At 35.5% G+C, this 20,111-nt stretch carries 18 protein-coding genes; 13 read left to right on the top strand and 5 right to left on the bottom strand.

Features of this window, described 5'->3' with window-relative positions; genetic code table 11:
- Positions 1 to 53 precede the first annotated feature (53 nt).
- The 9 genes from hflX to BW964_RS12285 all read left to right on the top strand — a co-directional run bounded on the left by hflX (position 54) and on the right by BW964_RS12285 (position 9,717).
- A complete protein-coding gene (gene hflX / locus BW964_RS12325) occupies positions 54 to 1,286 on the top strand; it encodes a GTPase HflX (RefSeq protein ID WP_076507556.1) in 1,233 nt (410 codons plus the stop codon).
- Positions 1,286 to 1,921 (top strand): DUF4919 domain-containing protein, encoded by a 636-nt coding sequence (locus BW964_RS12320; protein ID WP_076507555.1) that lies wholly within the window; start codon positions 1,286 to 1,288, stop codon positions 1,919 to 1,921. The genes hflX and BW964_RS12320 overlap by 1 nt, the downstream gene beginning before the upstream one ends.
- A gap of 16 nt (positions 1,922 to 1,937) precedes the next feature.
- Entirely contained in the window at positions 1,938 to 3,224 is a 1,287-nt protein-coding gene (locus BW964_RS12315) for a cation:proton antiporter (protein WP_076507553.1), read from the top strand.
- Between the two features lie 60 nt (positions 3,225 to 3,284).
- The gene (locus BW964_RS12310; protein WP_076507552.1) at positions 3,285 to 4,004 is read left to right on the top strand and encodes a DNA alkylation repair protein; all 720 of its coding nucleotides are present in this window, start codon (positions 3,285 to 3,287) and stop codon (positions 4,002 to 4,004) included.
- Between the two features lie 86 nt (positions 4,005 to 4,090).
- Positions 4,091 to 4,759, top strand: coding sequence for a hypothetical protein (locus BW964_RS12305; RefSeq protein ID WP_076507550.1), 669 nt, complete (start codon positions 4,091 to 4,093; stop codon positions 4,757 to 4,759).
- Between the two features lie 94 nt (positions 4,760 to 4,853).
- Complete coding sequence (locus tag BW964_RS12300) at positions 4,854 to 6,794, top strand: hypothetical protein (protein WP_228432006.1); 1,941 nt, start codon at positions 4,854 to 4,856, stop codon at positions 6,792 to 6,794.
- Positions 6,795 to 8,033: a hypothetical protein gene (locus BW964_RS12295; protein ID WP_076507547.1), complete on the top strand. Its 1,239-nt coding sequence runs from the start codon at positions 6,795 to 6,797 to the stop codon at positions 8,031 to 8,033.
- 34 nt (positions 8,034 to 8,067) lie between these two features.
- On the top strand, positions 8,068 to 8,406 hold the full coding sequence (locus BW964_RS12290) for a DUF6122 family protein (RefSeq protein ID WP_076507545.1): 339 nt from the start codon (positions 8,068 to 8,070) through the stop codon (positions 8,404 to 8,406).
- A 240-nt stretch (positions 8,407 to 8,646) separates the two neighbouring features.
- Positions 8,647 to 9,717, top strand: a complete 1,071-nt coding sequence (locus tag BW964_RS12285) for a calcium:cation antiporter (RefSeq protein WP_076507544.1) — start codon at positions 8,647 to 8,649, stop codon at positions 9,715 to 9,717.
- Positions 9,718 to 9,767: 50 nt separating this feature from the next.
- On the opposite strand, the gene BW964_RS12280 is transcribed toward BW964_RS12285, so the two are convergent.
- Positions 9,768 to 10,148 carry a group III truncated hemoglobin gene (locus BW964_RS12280; RefSeq protein ID WP_076507542.1) on the bottom strand — a complete coding sequence of 127 codons (381 nt, stop codon included), beginning with the start codon at positions 10,146 to 10,148 and terminating at the stop codon, positions 9,768 to 9,770.
- A 600-nt stretch (positions 10,149 to 10,748) separates the two neighbouring features.
- On the opposite strand from BW964_RS12280, the gene BW964_RS22560 reads away from it, so the two are divergent.
- Entirely contained in the window at positions 10,749 to 10,922 is a 174-nt protein-coding gene (locus tag BW964_RS22560) for a hypothetical protein (protein WP_165789184.1), read from the top strand.
- A 271-nt stretch (positions 10,923 to 11,193) separates the two neighbouring features.
- Here BW964_RS22560 and BW964_RS12275 read toward each other — a convergent pair whose 3' ends face one another.
- From BW964_RS12275 to BW964_RS12260, 4 genes are all read right to left on the bottom strand, one after another.
- Complete coding sequence (locus tag BW964_RS12275; protein ID WP_076507541.1) at positions 11,194 to 12,447, bottom strand: fibrobacter succinogenes major paralogous domain-containing protein; 1,254 nt, start codon at positions 12,445 to 12,447, stop codon at positions 11,194 to 11,196.
- 10 nt (positions 12,448 to 12,457) lie between these two features.
- Entirely contained in the window at positions 12,458 to 12,934 is a 477-nt protein-coding gene (locus tag BW964_RS12270) for a hypothetical protein (protein WP_076507539.1), read from the bottom strand.
- 134 nt (positions 12,935 to 13,068) lie between these two features.
- Positions 13,069 to 13,761, bottom strand: coding sequence for a hypothetical protein (locus BW964_RS12265; RefSeq protein WP_076507538.1), 693 nt, complete (start codon positions 13,759 to 13,761; stop codon positions 13,069 to 13,071).
- A 589-nt stretch (positions 13,762 to 14,350) separates the two neighbouring features.
- Entirely contained in the window at positions 14,351 to 15,955 is a 1,605-nt protein-coding gene (locus tag BW964_RS12260) for a helix-turn-helix domain-containing protein (protein ID WP_076507536.1), read from the bottom strand.
- Between the two features lie 711 nt (positions 15,956 to 16,666).
- On the opposite strand from BW964_RS12260, the gene BW964_RS12255 reads away from it, so the two are divergent.
- The 3 genes from BW964_RS12255 to BW964_RS12245 all read left to right on the top strand — a co-directional run bounded on the left by BW964_RS12255 (position 16,667) and on the right by BW964_RS12245 (position 20,101).
- Positions 16,667 to 17,305, top strand: a complete 639-nt coding sequence (locus BW964_RS12255) for a 4'-phosphopantetheinyl transferase family protein (RefSeq protein WP_076507535.1) — start codon at positions 16,667 to 16,669, stop codon at positions 17,303 to 17,305.
- A 184-nt stretch (positions 17,306 to 17,489) separates the two neighbouring features.
- Positions 17,490 to 17,900: a hypothetical protein gene (locus BW964_RS12250; protein ID WP_123911950.1), complete on the top strand. Its 411-nt coding sequence runs from the start codon at positions 17,490 to 17,492 to the stop codon at positions 17,898 to 17,900.
- Between the two features lie 437 nt (positions 17,901 to 18,337).
- On the top strand, positions 18,338 to 20,101 hold the full coding sequence (locus tag BW964_RS12245; RefSeq protein ID WP_076507532.1) for a fibrobacter succinogenes major paralogous domain-containing protein: 1,764 nt from the start codon (positions 18,338 to 18,340) through the stop codon (positions 20,099 to 20,101).
- Positions 20,102 to 20,111 lie beyond the last annotated feature (10 nt).

Genomic DNA, 20,111 nt, shown 5'->3' with positions numbered 1-20,111 from the left:
TTTTTTTTCTAAAATTGGTATCTTGTGAAAATCACAAACATAGACAGAAATTAATGCTAGATAAGAAAGAACATAATTACGAGAAAGCCATTTTGGTGGGCGTTATTACCCAAAATCAGGATGAAGATAAGCTTACGGAATATATGGATGAATTGGAGTTTTTGGCCTTCACAGCAGGGGCAACGGTTCAAAAACGTTTTACTCAAAAATTAACTCAGCCGGATTCCAAAACCTTTATAGGAAGTGGAAAAGCACAGGAAATAAAAGAATATGTAAAGGAAAATGAAATCGGAACGATCATTTTTGATGATGAATTATCTCCTTCCCAGCTCAAAAATCTTGAAAAAGAAATAGAAGTAAAAATTCTGGACAGAACCAATCTTATCCTTGATATTTTTGCCCAGAGAGCCCAGACTTCTTATGCAAGAACGCAGGTAGAACTGGCCCAATATCAATATCTTTTACCTCGTCTGACAAGAATGTGGACTCACCTTGAGCGCCAGAAAGGAGGAATTGGGATGAGAGGTCCCGGAGAAACGGAGATTGAAACTGACCGTCGTATTATTCGTGACAGAATTTCCCTGTTAAAAGACAAACTGAAAATCATCGATAAACAGATGGCAACTCAGCGAAATAACCGTGGGAAAGTGGTGCGTGCTGCTTTGGTAGGCTATACCAACGTTGGAAAATCAACACTCATGAATGCCCTTTCCAAATCTGATGTTTTTGCAGAAAATAAACTGTTTGCCACCCTAGATACAACCGTAAGAAAAGTGGTTATTGGAAATTTACCTTTTCTGCTTACAGATACAGTGGGATTTATCAGAAAGCTTCCTACACAGCTTGTAGAATCCTTTAAATCTACTTTAGATGAGGTACGTGAAGCAGATCTGCTGATTCATGTCGTGGATATTTCCCATGAAAGCTTTGAGGATCAGGTAGAATCTGTTAATAATACTTTAATGGAGATCAATGCGCATCAGAAACCGATGATCATGGTTTTCAATAAAATAGACGGTTTCAGCTACGATAAAAAAGATGAGGATGATCTTACTCCGTCTACCAAAAAGAATATTTCTTTAGAGGAATGGACGAAAACATGGATGGGTAAATCTAAATATCCAACAGTTTTTATCTCTGCTTTAACGAAAGAAAACTTCCCGGAAATGAAGAAAATGATTTATGATGAGGTCATGAAAATCCATATCTCCAGATTCCCATACAATGATTTCCTTTTCGAGTATTTCGATAACGATGAGGAGGAAGAAAACAACAACAACGATTAATGAAATATTACTTTTTCCTGTTATTCGTTTTATTTTCGTTTTTTGGGTTCAGTCAGAAATCAAAGATCGATCTGAAAAACATTGAAAAAAGTCTTAAAAATCCGGATTCTCCATACAATTATGAGAAGCTGATTTTTAAATATAAAGGATATCCGAAGTCTTTGGACAGTATTGAAGCTCAGTATTTATATTACGGCAGAAATTTCAGAGATAATAAGGTTTCCACTCTTGATGATGGTTTTAAGAGTCTTGCGGATGTTTTTAAAGAGAATAATTTTGACGAATGCATCCGACAAGGGAAAATCCTTTATGATAAAGATCCTACCAATCTGGATATCCTTCTTATCCTGCTGAGAGCATATGATTCTCAGAAAGACGGGAACAATTTTATGCATCATCTGAACCAGTTCCGTTCCCTTACGGAAGGAATAAAGAATTCCGGAGACGGAGCCTCTGAAAAGACGGCTTATCTGGTCAATTCTGTGGGGGATGAGTATATTCTCCTGAATATTCTGAATATTGGGAAAGATTATACCAGAGGATCCAAGGTAGCCAAAGACGGGATGTTTGATATCTGGGAAAAAGACGGAAAGAAACTATATATTAAAATACTTTATTTAGACCTAAAAAATTAATTTAAAAAGACACTTTGTGGAGTTATATTATTCATTTTCAGCCTTAATAGTATTAGCATCGATTTTTGCTTATCTTAATTACAGATTTCTGAAACTTCCCAGTACGATCGGGATTATGGTGATTGCCATTGTAGTTTCCATTTTTCTGGTAATGTTTGGAGAATCGGTTCTTCCGCGTACTTTCGGGCATCTTAATAAATTGATGAACAGTATAGACTTCACGGAAGTGCTGATGGGAGCGATGCTTAATTTCCTTCTCTTTGCGGGAGGAATTCACATTAACATCAATGATCTCAAAGAACAGTTCCGGCCAGTCCTTATATTTTCTACGGCAGGAGTTGTAATTTCCACATTTATAGTAGGGTTTGGAATGTTTTATCTGCTGCCCTTTTTAGGCATTCAGCTTCCGTTTATATACTGTCTTGTTTTTGGAGCTCTTATTTCACCTACTGATCCTGTTGCAGTTTTAAGTATCCTTAAACAAGCCAATGTTTCCAAGTCACTGGAGACAAAAGTAGCTGGAGAGTCCCTGTTCAATGACGGTATGGCTGTTGTGGTATTTACCGTGGTATTGCAGCTGGCGATTGGAAAAGAAGTGGATCTGGGGGTTGAAAGTATAGGACTCCTTCTGATGAAAGAAGCAGGGGGAGGTATTTTGCTTGGTGTTGTATTGGGATGGATTACTTCAAGGCTGATGCGTGAAGTAGATGATTACATTATTTCTGTTTTGGTAACCCTTTCGGTTGTTATGGGAGGCTATCTTATCGCAAGACAGATGCATATTTCAGGACCATTGACAATGGTGGCTGCCGGTTTGTTCATGGGTAATTTTAATGTCAGATTTAAGATGAAATCCGTGACACAGGATTATCTGATTAAATTCTGGGAATTGATTGACGAAATACTGAATGCCGTACTGTTCCTTTTTATCGGATTTGAGCTATTGATGATCAAAGACCTGAAGCACTTTATGGTTCCAGGATTATTGGCGATTGCCGTGGTTTTATTTGCCCGTCTGATTTCGATCTGGGTACCTGCAAGATTCATGTCACTGAGAACGAGATTTAGTCCGCAGACGATAAAAGTGTTGGTTTGGGGAGGGATCCGTGGTGGAGTTTCTATTGCTCTGGCCATGTCTATTCCCAAAAGTGAATACAGTGAAATCATTCTAAGTATTACCTATTGTGTGGTGGTGTTCTCTATTATCGTCCAGGGACTTACGATTGCGAAAGTTGCCAATCCGAAAGCGATTGCTAAAGAAGAGGAGGCGCAGGAAGCGGTTGTTTTAGATGAGAATGCTTAGTAAAATACTATTTTGCATTGCTTAGAATTTATTTACATTCGATCAATTAATTGAGATCCCATGAGTGCTATAATCAAAGAAATCCAGGAAGCCCTGGCTGTACTTTCTATTCCGGAAAAAGCTGAATTCTTTCCAAAGTTCTTCAAAACAGGAAAAGGTGAATATGGCGAAGGAGATCTTTTTTTAGGCGTAAAGGTTCCGGATCAGAGATCGGTTGCCAAAGAATATTACTCAGAAATAAGCTTGGAGGACTTGAGCATTCTGCTGTCTTCAAAATATCACGAACACAGGCTTACTGCACTTTTTATACTGATCTCAAAGTTTGAAAAAACAAAGGATCAGGCGGTAAAAGAGGAGGTGGTGAGATTTTATCTGGATCATCTTCCCTATGTCAATAACTGGGATTTGGTAGATTCTACCTGCTATAAAATCTTAGGAAGATATGCCTATGAAAATACGAAAGATGAGCTATTAAGAAACCTTTCAGATTCTCAGGAAATGTGGCATAAGAGAATTGCTGTGGTCGGTACAATGCATTACGTGAAAAAAGGATCTTTTGAACTGACGAAAGAATTCGTGACCAAAAACCTGAAACATCCTCATGACCTGATGCATAAAGCCAACGGATGGCTGCTACGCGAAATGGGACAGAAAAATGAAACGGAACTGATCCGTTTTTTGAATACCCATTATCAGGAGATGCCCAGAACTTGTCTGAGATATGCTATCGAAAAGCTGGATGAATCCGTGAGGCAAGATTATTTGAAAGGCAGGATTTAAAAAAATGGCTGTTTTCAGTGAAATAACAGCGTCCATAAAGTATTTTCAAACGGAATTAAGTAGTTTTGTGTTTTTAAAACTCAATTATGAAAAATTTTCTGAAGCTGTTCGCGCTGCTTATTCCTTTATTACTACTCACCAGCTGTTTTGATATTTTGGACAAAGTCAATGTCAAAGCTGATGGAACCGGGGAATATACCATTATTCTTAATGCCAGCAAGAGCAAAACCAGATTGGCTTCTATCTCTAAAATGGAGACCATTAATGGGAAAAAGGTTCCCAAAAAATCGGAAATTGAGAACAAAATCAACGAAGCGGCCAGGATTTTCAAAGCAACACCTGGAATCAGCAATGTGAAAACTTCAATGGATTTTGATCATTATATCATCAAACTGAGCTGCAATTTTAAAAAAATAGAAAATATCAACGCCGGGCTGGAACAGCTGAAAGCTAAAAATATCCTTGGCAAAATGATTCCTACTCAAATTTACAGCCAAAGCCTTGAAAAAAAATCATTGACGAGAAACAAAGTCAATACCTTTAAAGCAGATTATGACAAGATGGGGAAGGCGGACAGAGAAGTCTTCAACGATGCTAAATATACCTCCGTCATGCAGTTTGAAAATACGGTAAAATCTCAAACCAACAGTTCTTATATATTGGCTCCAAACAAAAAAGCAGTGAAGCTGGAAGCGGATATTTTAGACCTTATTTTTCAAAAAAAACAATTACAAAACACCATATTATTTCAATAAATTCTAACACTTAACCATGAAATCTATCCTTTTAAAAATACAAATAATTACTTTCATACTTTTGGGTTTTATGCTTGTTTTTGCACAAAAAAGCATGAAGCTTCCTGTTGATGCCGTCTTTTATATGGAAATCAATGGAAAACAGCTGAACCAGAAAGTCAATTGGCAAAAGCTGAATCCGTTGTTGCATGAATTAAGTAAAAAAAGCAAAGAGAAATCTTCATGGAATGACTATTCCAAGACGGGAATTAAGTATGACGCGACACAGTATCATTATGCCAGTTTTAATGACTCTATCCAAACTTATACCACTCATTTTATTGTAGACAATAAGGAAAAATTTCAGGAGTTCATCAATTCTACCAAGAAAAAAGGATTGGAAATTTCTAAGAAAAAGAACTATTCTTTTGTGGATATAGACGATAATATTTTTGTAGCGTGGAACAATGACCGTGCTGTTTTGAGCATGGTGAACTATACCAAGCCTTATAAGGATATATGGGCTGATGCTGCCGTAGACAGTGTGGCAACCGTTACCGACAGTGCTGCTGTAGTTGTAGACAGTGCCTACGCTATAGAGCCGGAAAAACCTTTCGATTACAAAGAAGAAATCATAAGTCTGAAAGATGAGATCAAATATCTGAAAGACAACATCAGAGAAAATAATAAGGAAATTACCAGAATTCAGAAAGACATCAAATATCTGGAAAAAAACCATAAATATCCAAAAGAAAATGTAGATACCCAGCATTCCGATGGTGAAGCTGAAGTCTATCCTAAGGAAGAGGAATATGCAGAAGCTGAAGTAGATACTGCGTATCAGAAGGAGCTGGACTCTATGAATATTGAAAATTTCAAAATTGTAAAGAAGATAGCAGAAGATCGTTTTGATCAGTATTTCAGCTCGAACCTTGAACTTGAAGTTCCAAAAGCAATGCTCAACTTCAGGGATCCCGATTCTGATGCTTTCGTGTACACAGATTACGGAAGAATGGTGAATGACGGAATCTATGGAAAAATGATGAAGCAGTTTCAATTTGGACAGTTTTTTAGAAATGCCTATGATTCCAATTCGTACTACAATTTATACTTTGACAAAGACAAGGTAAAGCTGGTCAACAATTATCAGCACAAAAATTCAGAGATTCAGAAAACAATTTCATCCGTTTATAAGGGAAAGAAAAATAAAAAACTGGCAGAGCTGATTAATGAAAAAAGCATTGGATACTACGTAATGAATGTCAATGGTGCAAAATCTTTTGATATGATGTACAGCCTCCTACAGGACACAGGAGACGGGGAATATAAAAAAGAGATGGAACTGATGATGGAAACCATGAAAATTGTTCTGGATGAAGAGGCGATCACTAAAATAGCACCAGGAAACGGAATCTTTGTTCTGAATGAGCTAAAATCTAAAAAGGTAGATTATACAGACTACGAATATGATGATGACTACAATGAAAAAGAAGTAAAGAAAACGAAAGATGTGGCCGTTCCTAATTTCACATTTGCTTTTGCAACAGAAAATGAAGGCTACTGGAACCGTGTTTTCAATGTAATGGCGACTAATAAACATTTGTCGAAGAAATTCTCAAAAATCGGCAACTTTTACTCATTTAAAGATGAGAAAGGAGGGGGTTATATGGATCAACTGTACATGACGGTAAAGGACGGGATTGTTTATCTGACAAGTTCTACAGACAATATAAACCCGCAAAATCAATCGGATATCTCCAAACAATGGGCTAAAGATTCTTCTAGGTATCCATTGTCCGGAAGACTGGATATGCAGAAACTTCTGATCGGTTTGGAGAAAGAATTCAAAACACCTTCTGAAAGAAAAACATTGGATCTGTTCAGAAAAAATGTCGGGGAAGTCTATTTCAAGACTGAAGTGAAAGGAGAAAGTTTGGAAACAGAATTAGACTATAACATCAAAAATTCTTCGGAAAACAGTCTAATGTATTTCTTTGATCTGTTTGATGAGATTTTTAAAATTAAAGAATCAGAAAAAAAGCCTCAAATTCTCTAGATGAATAAAAAGAAACTTATTGTCCCGTTAATTCTTGTACTCGCAGCTGCGTTCTATCTTGTTTTTTTTCGTCAAGACAAAACATTACAATACATTCCTGAGAATGCAGATGTCGTTGTTTTAATTGATGTGAAAAAATTAACGAGACAATATATTTCAAACTTGATAGCCCATCCATCAAAATGGTCGGGAAGCAAAACAAAAGATAACAAAGAGATTTCATTAAAAGACTCCGGAATCAGAATTCCAGACTTTTTACAGATCTTCCACCTCAAAGACACCAGGTTTTCAGAATGGTACAGCGTGGTTGAACTCAAAGATCCGCAAAAATTTTCGGCTTTTTTAAAAAGTCATCAGTTTATCTCCGAAGGGAAAAACCTCTTCCGGAAAGAACAGATTTTCATTAAAACAGAAGGCGAAAAAGCTATTATAGGAACTTCCGTTACGGCTTTTGAAAATATAAATAAAGCGCTCTTTGCATCCTTCGAAAAAAATAAATTGAATGCAGATCAGTTGATCACGCATAGTACAGGTAGTATTTCTTTCATTTCAGGTCAGAAAATTCAAAATTTTTCCATTGAGTTGAAAGCAGATGAAATTGAGATAAAGAATACAGCAGACACCGGAATTTTAGCTTCTGTTATTGATGAAGTCCAGAAGAGAAATCACTTTTTAGAAATAGAATTAGATGCCCGTAATGTAAAAAATTACGCTCACTTTTTAGATAAAAACCTCATAGATTCAGCGCAGATTAATTATTGTAAAGCAACGGCTGATCTTGAGCTGGTCAATGATACCATCATCAGTTATGGCTATGACGATAATTTTAATGAAATAGAGAAAAAGACCGTTCAGAAGATCATCCAGCCTAATTATATTATTGATCTTCAGAGTCAGGTTCCCGAAAAGGCAGGGGTGTATTTTCAGCATAAAAAATGGATCAATGCCCAGAATCAATTCACTGCGATTCCTTTTCAGCCTAACCATATTGATAGAAGTCATGGAGGATTTATCATCAAATCTACCAGAAAACCGATATCTTTATCCCCTAAGCGTACAGGCAATTACATCTTCATCAAAAACAGTCCGTTGCTGCTCTCTTCTTTAAGTACTTTAACGAATAGGGAAAAAAAGGTACTTTCTGACATAGAATATATTTTTTACGGAAATAAAGCACAGAACTATTGGGTTAAGATCAAAGCTAAAGAAGGAAAACTTCCTCTCATCCTAAGATGGTAAAAGATCTGTAATCCTAAAAATTGACTGATTATTAATGACTTTATCTGAAATTGCATTACTGAAAACAGGCACCCATTATTTCTTACATCTGGTTTTTCCGGTATTCATTGCCTTGATCTTTTTCCGCAAAGAATGGAAAAAAGCCTATCTTATTATGCTGGCCACTATGCTGGTAGATCTGGATCATATTTTTGCCAATCCTGTTTTTGACCCCTCAAGGAACAGTATAGGTTTTCATATTTTACATTCCTATTATGCCATTGCGGTGTATTTTTTGCTGCTATTTTTTAAAGGAAATATCAGAATTGTAGCCATCGGTCTTTTGTTCCATATGCTGACGGATTTTCTGGACTTCAACCTGTGGATTCATTGAGAGACGAAAACTGAAAGCAGGAGGCTGGAAGTTAATCGTCGGATCCACGATCTGCTCCGGTAATAATAAATTAATGAAGTTGAGTTTAAATAATGCAAAGTGACGACCGCTGTCCTCCGGATATCAATGAGTTTTCTCTTAGAAATTTCTGATTTCCTTGATTTATCAGATTAAAATATTATTAATATTTTCTTTTGATATTTCAAATTTCATAGATTTTTTGTATTTTGTTGACACTTTATGAAATTAAAAGAATTTTTACACTATACGTATATCTTCCCCGTTTTGGCAGTGGGATATTATTTTTCCGGCCTGATGGGCAGCGGAGTTGTTTATGATATTATTGCAGGGCTTCTGCTTACCGGAAGTGTCCTGTCCGCCGTGCATCACGCAGAAGTGGTCGCTCATAAAGTAGGAGAGCCGTTTGGAACGATTATTCTGGCACTGTGTATCACCATCATTGAAGTAGCGCTGATTATCTCACTCATGGTCGCCGGCGGAGATCAGGCGATCACGCTGGCCAGAGATACTGTTTTTGCTGCCGTCATGATCATTCTTAACGGGATTTTGGGGATTTGTATCCTCGTAGGTGGCGTTAAATATCATGAACAGTTCTTTGCAAGGACTTCTGCTACAACCTATTTGGTAAGTATTGTTTCAATTCTGGTGCTTACGCTGGTTCTTCCTAATTTTACTTCAAGCGTCAACGGACCTTTCTATAATGAAGCTCAGCTTATATTTATTTCAATCGCCTGTCTTGTGATCTATGGAGTCTTCCTGATGGTACAGACTGTACGCCACAGAAGCTACTTTATCGTTCCTGATGAACATCCTGAAGAACATTATATTCCTTCATTGAATAAAACGCTGATAAGCTTTGGTTTTCTGGTGGTTTGTCTGGTGATTGTAGTCTTGATGGCCAAAGGTCTTTCCGGGACTATAGAAGGCATGGTACAGAGCATAGGTGCTCCTAAATCTTTGGTTGGGGTCATTATTGCGGGAGTGGTACTTCTTCCTGAGGGAGTGGCTGCGATACGTGCTGCGAGAAGCAATCAGATACAATCCAGTTTAAATCTGGCGTTAGGATCTGCACTGGCAAGTATTGGACTGACGATTCCGGCGGTATCTACGGTTTGTATTATGTATGATATTCCATTAGTCCTTGGACTTGACAAGAAAGATATTATCCTTCTATCACTATCGGTATTTATTGTAATGCTCTCGTTAAGCCGTGGGAAAACCAATATCCTGTATGGAACTGTTTTATTAGTGAATCTGGCGGCCTATATCTTTACCGTCATTGTCCCATAATTAATTTTAAAGCAAAATCCTGCAGCCCGGGCTACATAACCAAACCCGGGCTATAGCCTCCTTGCAAGCTCCATTTTAAAAGCCATCAGCTTGGCAATGTTTTCGGATTTGTAAATGGCCATTTCCGCATTTTCTCCGGCAAAATTATCTTCAATCGTTGTTCTCCAGAGTTCAAGCCAACGATCAAAGTGCTTTTGCTCCATAGCCTGGATCTCGTTGATTGGAAAATGAACGCCCATAGGATTTCCTTTATAGCTCATCTGTCCAAACAGGATAGATTCCCAGAATGAATACATTTTCGGAAGATGCTTGTCCCAATCTACTTTCGCAACTTCGTTAAAGAAAAATCCAATGACCTCATCTTTAACCACTTTAGCATAAAATGAATTAACAAGATGTTCAATATCTTCTCTTGATTCCAATTTTTTCATCTTTCAAAAGTACTGCAAAATCAAACTAAAAATTCAATCATCAGCTTGATAAATTTCATAATCGAAAGTTTTTTTAATCAAAAGTTTATTTTAGTTATGATTGTAAGTTGCTGAAAACTAAGAGTTATTTTGATAATTAAAATATTCCTAGCTTTTTGAGATTTTATAAGTGATCGTATTATAGTCATTTGCTTTATATTTATTTTCTCTTAATCCCATATAATAAACAAAGTATCATAAAAAGGGGAGGTCTTCAAAGCTAGCAAGGTTTGTTAGCTTTTTATGATTTTTAACTAAATTATTTATCGTTTTTTGAGGTTTTCTGTAATTTTGCAAAGTAAATACAAAAACAATAATTTAATAAATATGAAGTACTTATTAATATGTTTGATGTTACTATTTTTTAACTGTTCTGGATGAAGGTGCTACATCTTTACCAGATGAAATTGGAAGGCTAAGTTTGATGTCGCAACATAAGGTAACAGCGCTGACTTATCAATTTAAGAAACGCGAAAGCAGTGATAATGCTGAATTATTGTCTCCAACATCAATACCATGTAAGCATTTAACGAGGTCTGGTAGTATAAATACTTTAAAACAATGAAAACATCTTTTGAAAAAGCAAAAAGGAAACTTTCAAAACCTTGGTTTGCAGCCGCTTCAATCCTGTTTGCAATTATGTTTATACAAACCATTGGAGGGAAATTTGAGGATAAGAATATTGAAGCCTGGAGTTGGCTTACGCAGAATATTTTTACCTGGAGTACTTCCTGATATAAAGGTATTGCAAAAATGCATACTCAAAATATAAACCTAAATTGATTGTTGGTACTTGTGCAATGGTCTTTCTTTTTAAGTATAAGCTCAAGGCTGTATCTATCTTAAAAAAAGACCCCTGCTCTTATTAGGAGCAGGGGTCTTAAAATTTTAAAAAACTTACCTCTTACTGCATCAAGTTGAGTACGAGCTGCGGTGTTACTATATAATCAAACTTAAATAGTATAAATAGACACCTCTTCAACAAGCTCAATGCAAAAATAAGTGATTATTCTTTGATGCAACGCACAACGTATCCAGAGGCACGACTTACGTCAATACCATTAGTAAGTTGATAAGGACCAACACCATAAGGAGCTGAACCAGTATTTCTATCTCTTACAAAATTAAACTTACGTGCATTATTACCTGAACCATTTGTAGAACTCATATAAATACCAGAGGCATCACGGTTAACTAAGGATCCATTAGCAGGATTACGAAGGCCAGCAGCTGGTAATGTCAAGGTTACTATACCACCTGTTCTGTACGTTAAAGCTGAAGAAAAGCCTAAAGGAGTAAAACTCCCAAAATCATTGGCAGAAACATTAATTGGCGTGTTGTGAAATGTACCAGCTGGTGGATCACCCGCTATATTTCCTATCACATTCTGCCATTGCGCTACTGTAGGTACTCTAAATCCTGCTGGGCATGGGTCATTGGCTGTTTTGGTAGCATCATTCAATGAAGTACTAGCGGGAACAGTTGTATTCCAAGTACCAATAATAGCCGTCTGTGTAGCAACTGGCGCAACTCTACCCCACTGGTAGTAGTTACCGTGTATTTGTTGTGTTGCAGCTATTAGGATATTAGGATCTTTTGTATAGTCTGCCCCAAGGTTATGGCACATGAAATTTTTCCAAGAGGTTTGTCCTGCACCTAAATAAGCACCACAAGTTTGTAAAGTAAAAGAACAGGTTTGTCCTCCAACAGTGATGGGAAACGTAGCAACAGAACCTATATTTGGTGTTCCCGATATTGTAAATACTAAAGAACCAGCACCAACTGCCAAGGTTCCTGCTGGAAGGGTTGCAGTAAGCCCCGTAGTACCTCCATTAGAACCAACTAAACTGTTAACAGATGTTGCAGGGTAAGCACCACCGTTTCCACCTGTATAATTTACGGTAACTGTTCCGCCTGTATATAATTTTCCAGGAATAAAATTATAATTACTGACAACTGCATTGGTACAATCTAAAGCGCCAATAACAGGTGGTGTCTCAACAGCCCCCATACATTTCCAAAGTGGAGCAGCTGGTGTTCCGAAATTAGTACGTAAGCATTGCAGCGTAGTATCATAATACGTTAATCCTTTAGCAGGAGAAGAAACTGGAGCAGTCGCCAAACTTACAAACTTAACCCCTTTAGAAGAACTACTGATCTCTAAACTAGAATTTGCATTTGGAGTGGCTGTACCAATACCTACTTGTCCAAAACTTAGATTTGCAATAAGTAATAAAATAAAAAACTGTATATGTTTCATTTTGTTTTAATTAAAATTTATTTAATGTAATCCAGCTAGTGGTAAATATTTTCACATCATCAGATGTTGAGTTGTAATACATCATCCCTGCAACACCTGTAGGGTCGCTAGCCAGGATTGGCAATATAATCCCTTTTGTAGCAACGTCTAACGCAGCATTACCATCAGGATTGGAAGTGCCAATACCAACATTACCATTCGCAAGAGCAGCGCCAGCTGTTTCAGTAATTTCAGTACCTGCTAGGAGGTTAAACCATTTATCGTTACTGCGTGATACTTGTAAACTATTGGCTGTGGTGTCATAAAACACAATACCGTCTGTTGGTGATAAAAAAGACGTAGTTCCACTAATTCTAGGAAATAATAATGGGTTTCCTACTATATGAAGCATCGAAGATGCGTCTGGAGTGACTGTGCCAATACCCACTTGTGCTTTGGAAGCAAACCCAGAAAGGACTAATGCTGCTGTGTAAAGTAATTTTTTCATAATTAAATGATTTTTAATAATGTATTAATTGTAATAAAGTCATAAGTTTCTGAATATCAGAGCGACGATCAGGTTGCCTCTATACTCACAATGACTGAAAATTAAAACTACCGACTGAAAACTGCAAAGTGAATCTAGGCGGTTTCTACTCCATGTGTTTTGGAGAAGGATGGAAAAAAAATTGTTGGTGGTCTAGAGAACAGTGCATAGTCAGCGAAGTCCTGCACGCAGTTGTTGTAGGTATAAATAAAGTAGTTACCTGCTACAGAAAGTGCTTTCTCCCCTAATAAACAAGCATAAAATTGCGAGAAATTCGTTACCGATTTTGTGTGTTTTTTTTGCAGGCTAGTGTGTGAAGTTGAAATTACCATCCCACAGGAAAATTGCATTTTTAATATTGCGTTTTCCTTAGATGATCTTGTTTTTATGACGGTCGCAGATCGTGGAACTTTAGCGTTGGTTCTCGCTATTTCTCTCAACTGAAAACGTACGGTTTGTTTTGTTTTTTTTGCTAAAAGTGAAGTTGTAGTAGTTTTATTTCTAATAGGAACATGCACAATAGAAGCATTACTAGTGCCATTTAGAATTACAACAGTATTGCCTACAATATACAGTGCATTATCGGTTGGGGAAGCAACATGTATGTTTTGCGAATTGGTAATTACCGTTCCCGAGGCAATATAGAGTACAGCATTTTTTTGAGAAAAGTAAAATGCACTATCTTGTGATTGGGCCGAAACTGAAAAACACCCTAATATAAAAAGCAGCAAAAATATGCAACAGTGTTGCACTGCATTGCATTGCATAGGGTTTCTTTCTATGTACATTTGAGTGCATTCATAATTGTGTGTAGATCGGGTCAGAGTTCATATAATAATTTCAACTTTGGCAAAAGGTGTTTTCCATTTGCCAAAGAGAAATAATTGCTTTTTTCATTTGTAGTTTTAGAATCTTAATCCAAATTTTTGCGAATTATTTATTCCAGACATGAATGACTCAAATATGTTTTAATGAGTGGGGAATTTAATTATCATTGAGCCATATTGAAAGTAAGGTCAAATATACTTTTACATTAGTTTGTGTCCTAAAGACAATATTTTATAAGAAGGGAGTAACACTTTTCCATGATTAAATTTGTGTTATTATGCTTCACATTGTTTTTTGCAAATTTATCTGAAACTAACGCTTTAGAAAAGAAAAACCCTTTTGATTTTCTGAAAATCAAAAGGGTTTTTCTTTAATTAGCTGATTTATAATTATATATTTTTTTAAAATTAAATACTAAAAAATTCCATTTAATGAAAAGGTAAAGGTTTAATTTAAATTTTATGAAATAAAAGAGCCTGAAATTTAAAAAAAATTACAATTAAAAAACTCAGATCAATAATAAAAATTCATAATTGAATAAAATTATATTTAAATATTCTTTGCGCTTTCCTGTTCGATAAAAGAAATAAAAGAAGAAGGTGAAATTCCTGTGATAGATTTAAACACCGTCGCAAATGTACTGTGTGATGTAAAGCCGCATTCTTCCGCTAAAGCTCCTACTTTATGTCTTCTGTGGATCTCTGAGGTATTTAGTTTGTGGATAATATAATTGATCCTCAGTTTATTAATATAATTTTTAAAATCAGTATTCTTATATTTTTTTACCACATATGAAATGTATCTGCTATTTGTATTAAATTCAGTGGCAAGGAAGGATAGAGAAACAAAGTTTTTAGTAAACATTTCATTCTCTTCAAACTGCTGTAACTGTTCCAATATTTTTGCTTCTGTTTCCTTATTAATGGCAATATCTATCTGCTTGTTGTCTTTAAGATCTATTAAATCAGAAACATTTTCCTCTTGAATTTCACTTTCTTCAAACGCTGAAATATCGACTTTTGTTTCTAAAACGTATTCTTCTTTTTCTTTATAATGATCTATAATCGCTTTAAATTTAAGATATTCTTTTTTCTGTTTTTTCCTATAAGTAATAAAAATTCCTATAAGACTTAAAATCATAAAAAATGTAACACCAATAATTATATTTTTTGACAGATCACCTTTTGCGTACTGTTGGTTTTCATTTTCAACTTTATTATAATCAGTATCAACAATATGACTATGTTTTTCAGCTTCACGCCAATTCAGATCTGCCAATTTTTTCCTGTAAACTGAGGCTTTTTTATATTGGTTTGTCTTTTCATAATATTCTGAAATATCATTGAAAACCCGCCTCTTCATTTCCGGATGATCGGTTGTTTCTGCAAATTTTAAAGCCTGCAAATAAAACTTTTCTGCTTCTTCATAACGTTTTTGTGAAAATCTCACCTTTCCTAATCCCTCGTGGACAAGTGATGTAACATAATAGGGCTCGGGAAGATTTTTCAGAGCTATTTGATAATGTTTCTCTGCGAGGCTATATTGATTTAAATAAAAACAATACACTTCTCCCAACATTTGATGTGTTCTTCCCACATTGATTTGATCTTCAGGAATTTTCGAACAATATTCGAGAGAGTGATTAAGATAAGTAATAGCATTACTGTAATTTTTATTGTTATTAATCTCATAATATGCCAATTCCTGAAGAAACAGAGATTTTACCTGCGCCTCTTTTTTCATATCATTAATCTTATCAGCTATTTTCAGTCCTTCCTCTGCGTACTTTTTAGATTGATGTAATAGTCCTAAGATTCTGTAGACGGTCGTTAAAAGTCCGCGGATTTTTGCCTGTAATTCATAACTTTCTGTTGTATCAAGAATATCTTTTGCTTTTTCCGCAAACTTTATACTTTCTTCATACTTACTTTGTTGCATATATAAACTGGCACTAAGCATTATACTTCTTCCTTCGTGCTGGGGTGTTTTGGAAGCCACTGTCATAGAATCTGCAATCTGCAATGCATGTTTCATATCTTTAGCGGCTACTTGTGTCAGAGTGGTCATATAAAGTCTTTCGTAGGGGTCATTGATTTTTTGTGCCTTTATTGCTGTAGAGCATATAAAGAGAATAATGACTAAGTTTTTATTCATAATTTATTAGCGTTGATAAATCTGTAATTAGATAATCCAACAAAGGTAGACTGAAAAGGAGTCAAACGTGATATATATTGTATTATATTATAATACCAAATTAATTAAACAACATCAATCTTTTGGTGCTATTTTTATTTTATAGAATGGTCTATGTAGTTGATAGACGCTATTAAAAAATTTCAGAAGGATAGAAACTTTCAGAAAAAAAATAACTGAAATTACCACAATTGCTAATAGATTAAAGGGTAATAAAATTGAAAATAAGAATGGTATAACTAATAGCGTCTGGTTTTATAATAGTGGTATGGGAAAGGCATTTGAAACGAAAGGTTATTTCGATGAATTTTCTGAAAATATAAAGTCAATAAAAGCTCTTTTAGTTAATAACTAAAAATAATCTTACAAAACGATCGTTCATGGAAAAGATATTTTGGGTAAAAAGAATTTCTTAAATTTTGAATTAATTTAAATATGTAATCAAAAGTTTAAGTACAAAGTTAATAATCGAAAGTTAAATCGTATGCCCTTTAAGTTACTTTTAATCAATCTTTTTTTTTATAAAAGTTTACAAAGAAATCACAAACTGATTTGGTTAGTAGCAGACAGTAAGAAATATTAGATTATTTTAGTTAAAATTACTTGCTTTCAATAATGGATATCGTGTGATTCCAAAAACAAAATGACTATTTTTAATATAATTTATATTTAATGAACATTCTATATTCATTTATTGATGAAAGCAGACACAAATACCTTATGGATAGGTATTTGAATACTTTCCCGGAAGATTTTAAAAAGGATATTCTAAAATACAGACGGTGGCAGGATGCCCAACTTTCCTTGTTGGGAAGAGTTCTTTTGCAACATGGATTAAATACTCATTATGGCATTAGTGAAGCAGAGATTGGACGGTTACCCAATAATAAGCCATATCTCAAAGGACACTCTATTTATTTTAATATCTCTCATTCCAAAAATCTTGTGATATGTGCCATCGCTGATTTTCCTGTTGGAATTGATATTGAGTTTTCAGATGATACCATCAATTATTTGGATTTTCAATTCCAGATGACGGCAGGTGAGTTTGAGAAAATTCATCACTCCGAAGATAAAATAAAAAGTTTTTTTACCTATTGGACAAAAAAAGAAGCAGTATTAAAGGCGGAGGGTAGTGGAATCCTGATTCCGCTTGATTCATTTGAAATCTTAAACAACGAATGTATTATTGATGGAAAAAAATTCTTCACTAAAGAGATTTTTATAGATAAAAAATATAGCTGTTGCATAGCATCTAATAAGCTGGATGTCCAAAATAAATCCATTTGTTTTGAATTGTTTCAAAATTGATTTCTCCCTGTTTGAAGGTGTTGTGAGGATTATTTTTTTATATTTTCACATAAAAAAAGAGGCAAAACAAATCACTAATTTGTGATAAATTGAAATGTTTTTTTTGAAATTTTCTTTGTGATTTCAAAATTAACACATATCTTTACATAGATAAAAGAATTGTTTCAACACAAAAAAACACACAATGAGAAAAAAAATATTGCTGCAAATTTGCATTTGCTTCAGCATGTTATCACTTGCACAAGTAGGTATTAAGAAAGATAATCCTCATCTAAGTACAGATCTTGAACTTGGGTCGAATAACAAGGCTTTAATTTTGAATAGAGTTCAAAATACAGATGCAGTTCCCAATCCTGTTAATGGAATGATGATTTATGATCTATCAGAAGAATGTGTGAAAGCATATCAGTCTGGAAAATGGTCAAAATGTTTAGGCAAAAACCTAAGAGCCAAAAAAAATTCAGGTCCACTATCTTTATCAAAGAACTCTGTAAACCTTCCCCATGATTTTAATTCTGGGCAGTCTTATCATGAACAAGACAGTACATATACGCAAGATAGGAAACCCCATGTGAAAGACGAGGTGTTGAGATAAATAATAACAATGCCCGCCGTAATTTTCATGGAATATAATGTTTATAATATGTAGTGCAGTAGTCCGGCAAAAGCAAGTGCTGTGACAAATGAAGTTTTGATTATTACGCTTAAATCGGTCTTATCCTGAAGGGAGTAGGTTGTATTGCCTTGAAATGAGTTGAATACACGTGTTTCCCTATGTTTAATCTAAATTCAGTAATTGCTTTACCAGTAGGTGAATAGTAATTGTTGCGGGATGATTTTGTCTAAAATGACATGGATTAATTTGCGGAAAGTTATTGTTTTTTAGGTGTTTATATGCCTGTTATTTACAATAATTCTCAAAAATATTCTTAAACTTTGTGTTCGGGTATACCACTACTTATTTTTTACAATTTCAAAAAAACACACACATTTATATCAACCAAATTCTTTATTAAAAACGAATATTTTAAGATGAAAAAACTATTATTAACGATTTATTTTAGTGTCAGTTCTTTATCTTTTGCTCAGGTAGGGATTAATGAGGCAAATCCTCATTTAAGTGCTGATTTGGAACTAGGGTCCAAAAACAAGAGTTTATTATTGAATAGAGTTCCTAATACCGGAGCTGTTGCAAATCCGGTTAATGGAATGATAATTTATGATGTAGCTGAACAATGTGTAAAGGCATTTCAGGGCGGTGCCTGGTCTCAGTGCTTCTGGAAAGAAAATGCAGCTTTTGCTTTAACATGTGCTTCTGCGGTATTTGCTCCGACTACAGCAACTCAAGGACAATCTTATACAGGAACCCTGACAATTCCTTATACTGGTGGAGATGGAAGTGCATATTCGGGACAGACTATTCAGTCTAATGGATTGGTAGCAACATTAGCGGCAGGTACTTTTTCTACCGGCGCAGGAAGCTTGCAGTTTTCTGTTACTGGTTTTCCTGTCACTTCTGGAAGTGCAGTATTTAGTATTACTATAAATGGAAGTACATGTAGTTCTATTACTCTTCCTGTAAATCCTGGAACTCCGGTACTTCCATCAAATATTACATTAGAAGGAAGATACTTTATTGCTTCTGTTTATGATGAGGATTATTCTCCGTTTACTGCTCCTACAGGGCCAGCTACTACTGCCAGACCTGTTGCTGCTGATGGAATAAATGAAACATTAGTGGACCTTCAGGGAGTTATTCCTACTTCAGGATTAACAGTCTATATCCCTGCAACAGCAACAGGAAGCGGAACTATTGGTTCTTTTAGCCAGACAATAAATGTTCCGGCTAATCTTACGGAAGACGGTATTTCCAGAAATATTACACTTTCCTGGAGCTCCCAATCATATAATAGTACCACTAAATCGATTGCGGCAACACTTAAAGCTGAAGGAGGCACATTGAATGCCCGCAAACTGGATGTTAATGCTGGAATAGGAAATGATTATCTTGGTGTGCTGTTGGGGAGATTTTTGATGCCTAATGCTGGGGCTCAGAAAGGATATGATGTTCGTATAATAGCAGCAATTCCGGACAGAATGTTTAATCAGCCTGATATTGATCAAAACTTTAGCCATAACTTCCTTTATCTTCCGATACAGGCTGAAGATGGTAACGTATGGTTAAACCATAACTTAGGAGCAGATTATACGAATGTAAATGATCCGAAGTTCAATCTTGGAAAAAGACCAACCTCTGCATCAGATTATAATGCTTATGGTTCACTATTCCAATGGGGAAGAAAACCTGATGGACATGACCTGATTAAATGGACCTCTTCTAACATAGGAACACCAGTTAACACTACTATTACTGGTACCACGAATGATAATCCTATAGATACTAGGTTCATTGCTACAGGTAGTGACTGGAGAGTAACTGGAAGTACTACGCTATGGGAAAATGCTACTTCTGCAAATAATCCGTGCCCTATTGGATTTAAAATTCCTACGCAGGCACAGATACAAACGTATCTAAATGCTTCTAATATAAGCAATGGTATTAATGGAGCAGTAGCAAGTAAATTAGGCCTTACTGCGGCAGGAACCCGAGATGCAGGTCTGGGAAATATATCAACTATTACAACAGGAACTTCCGGACTTTATTGGAGCAGTACAGCTGGATCAATATCCAGTCCAGCGGCTGCAGCTTTACAAATTTCTCAATTTGGAGCACCAAGTGCTGCATTCTTCCCAAGTAAAGGACAAGGTATATCAGTTCGTTGCATTAAAGAGTAAAACACAAATT

This window comes from Chryseobacterium shigense (genome assembly GCF_900156575.1).
Lineage (GTDB): Bacteria > Bacteroidota > Bacteroidia > Flavobacteriales > Weeksellaceae > Chryseobacterium > Chryseobacterium shigense.
This window is presented reverse-complemented; position numbering and strand designations above follow the sequence as displayed.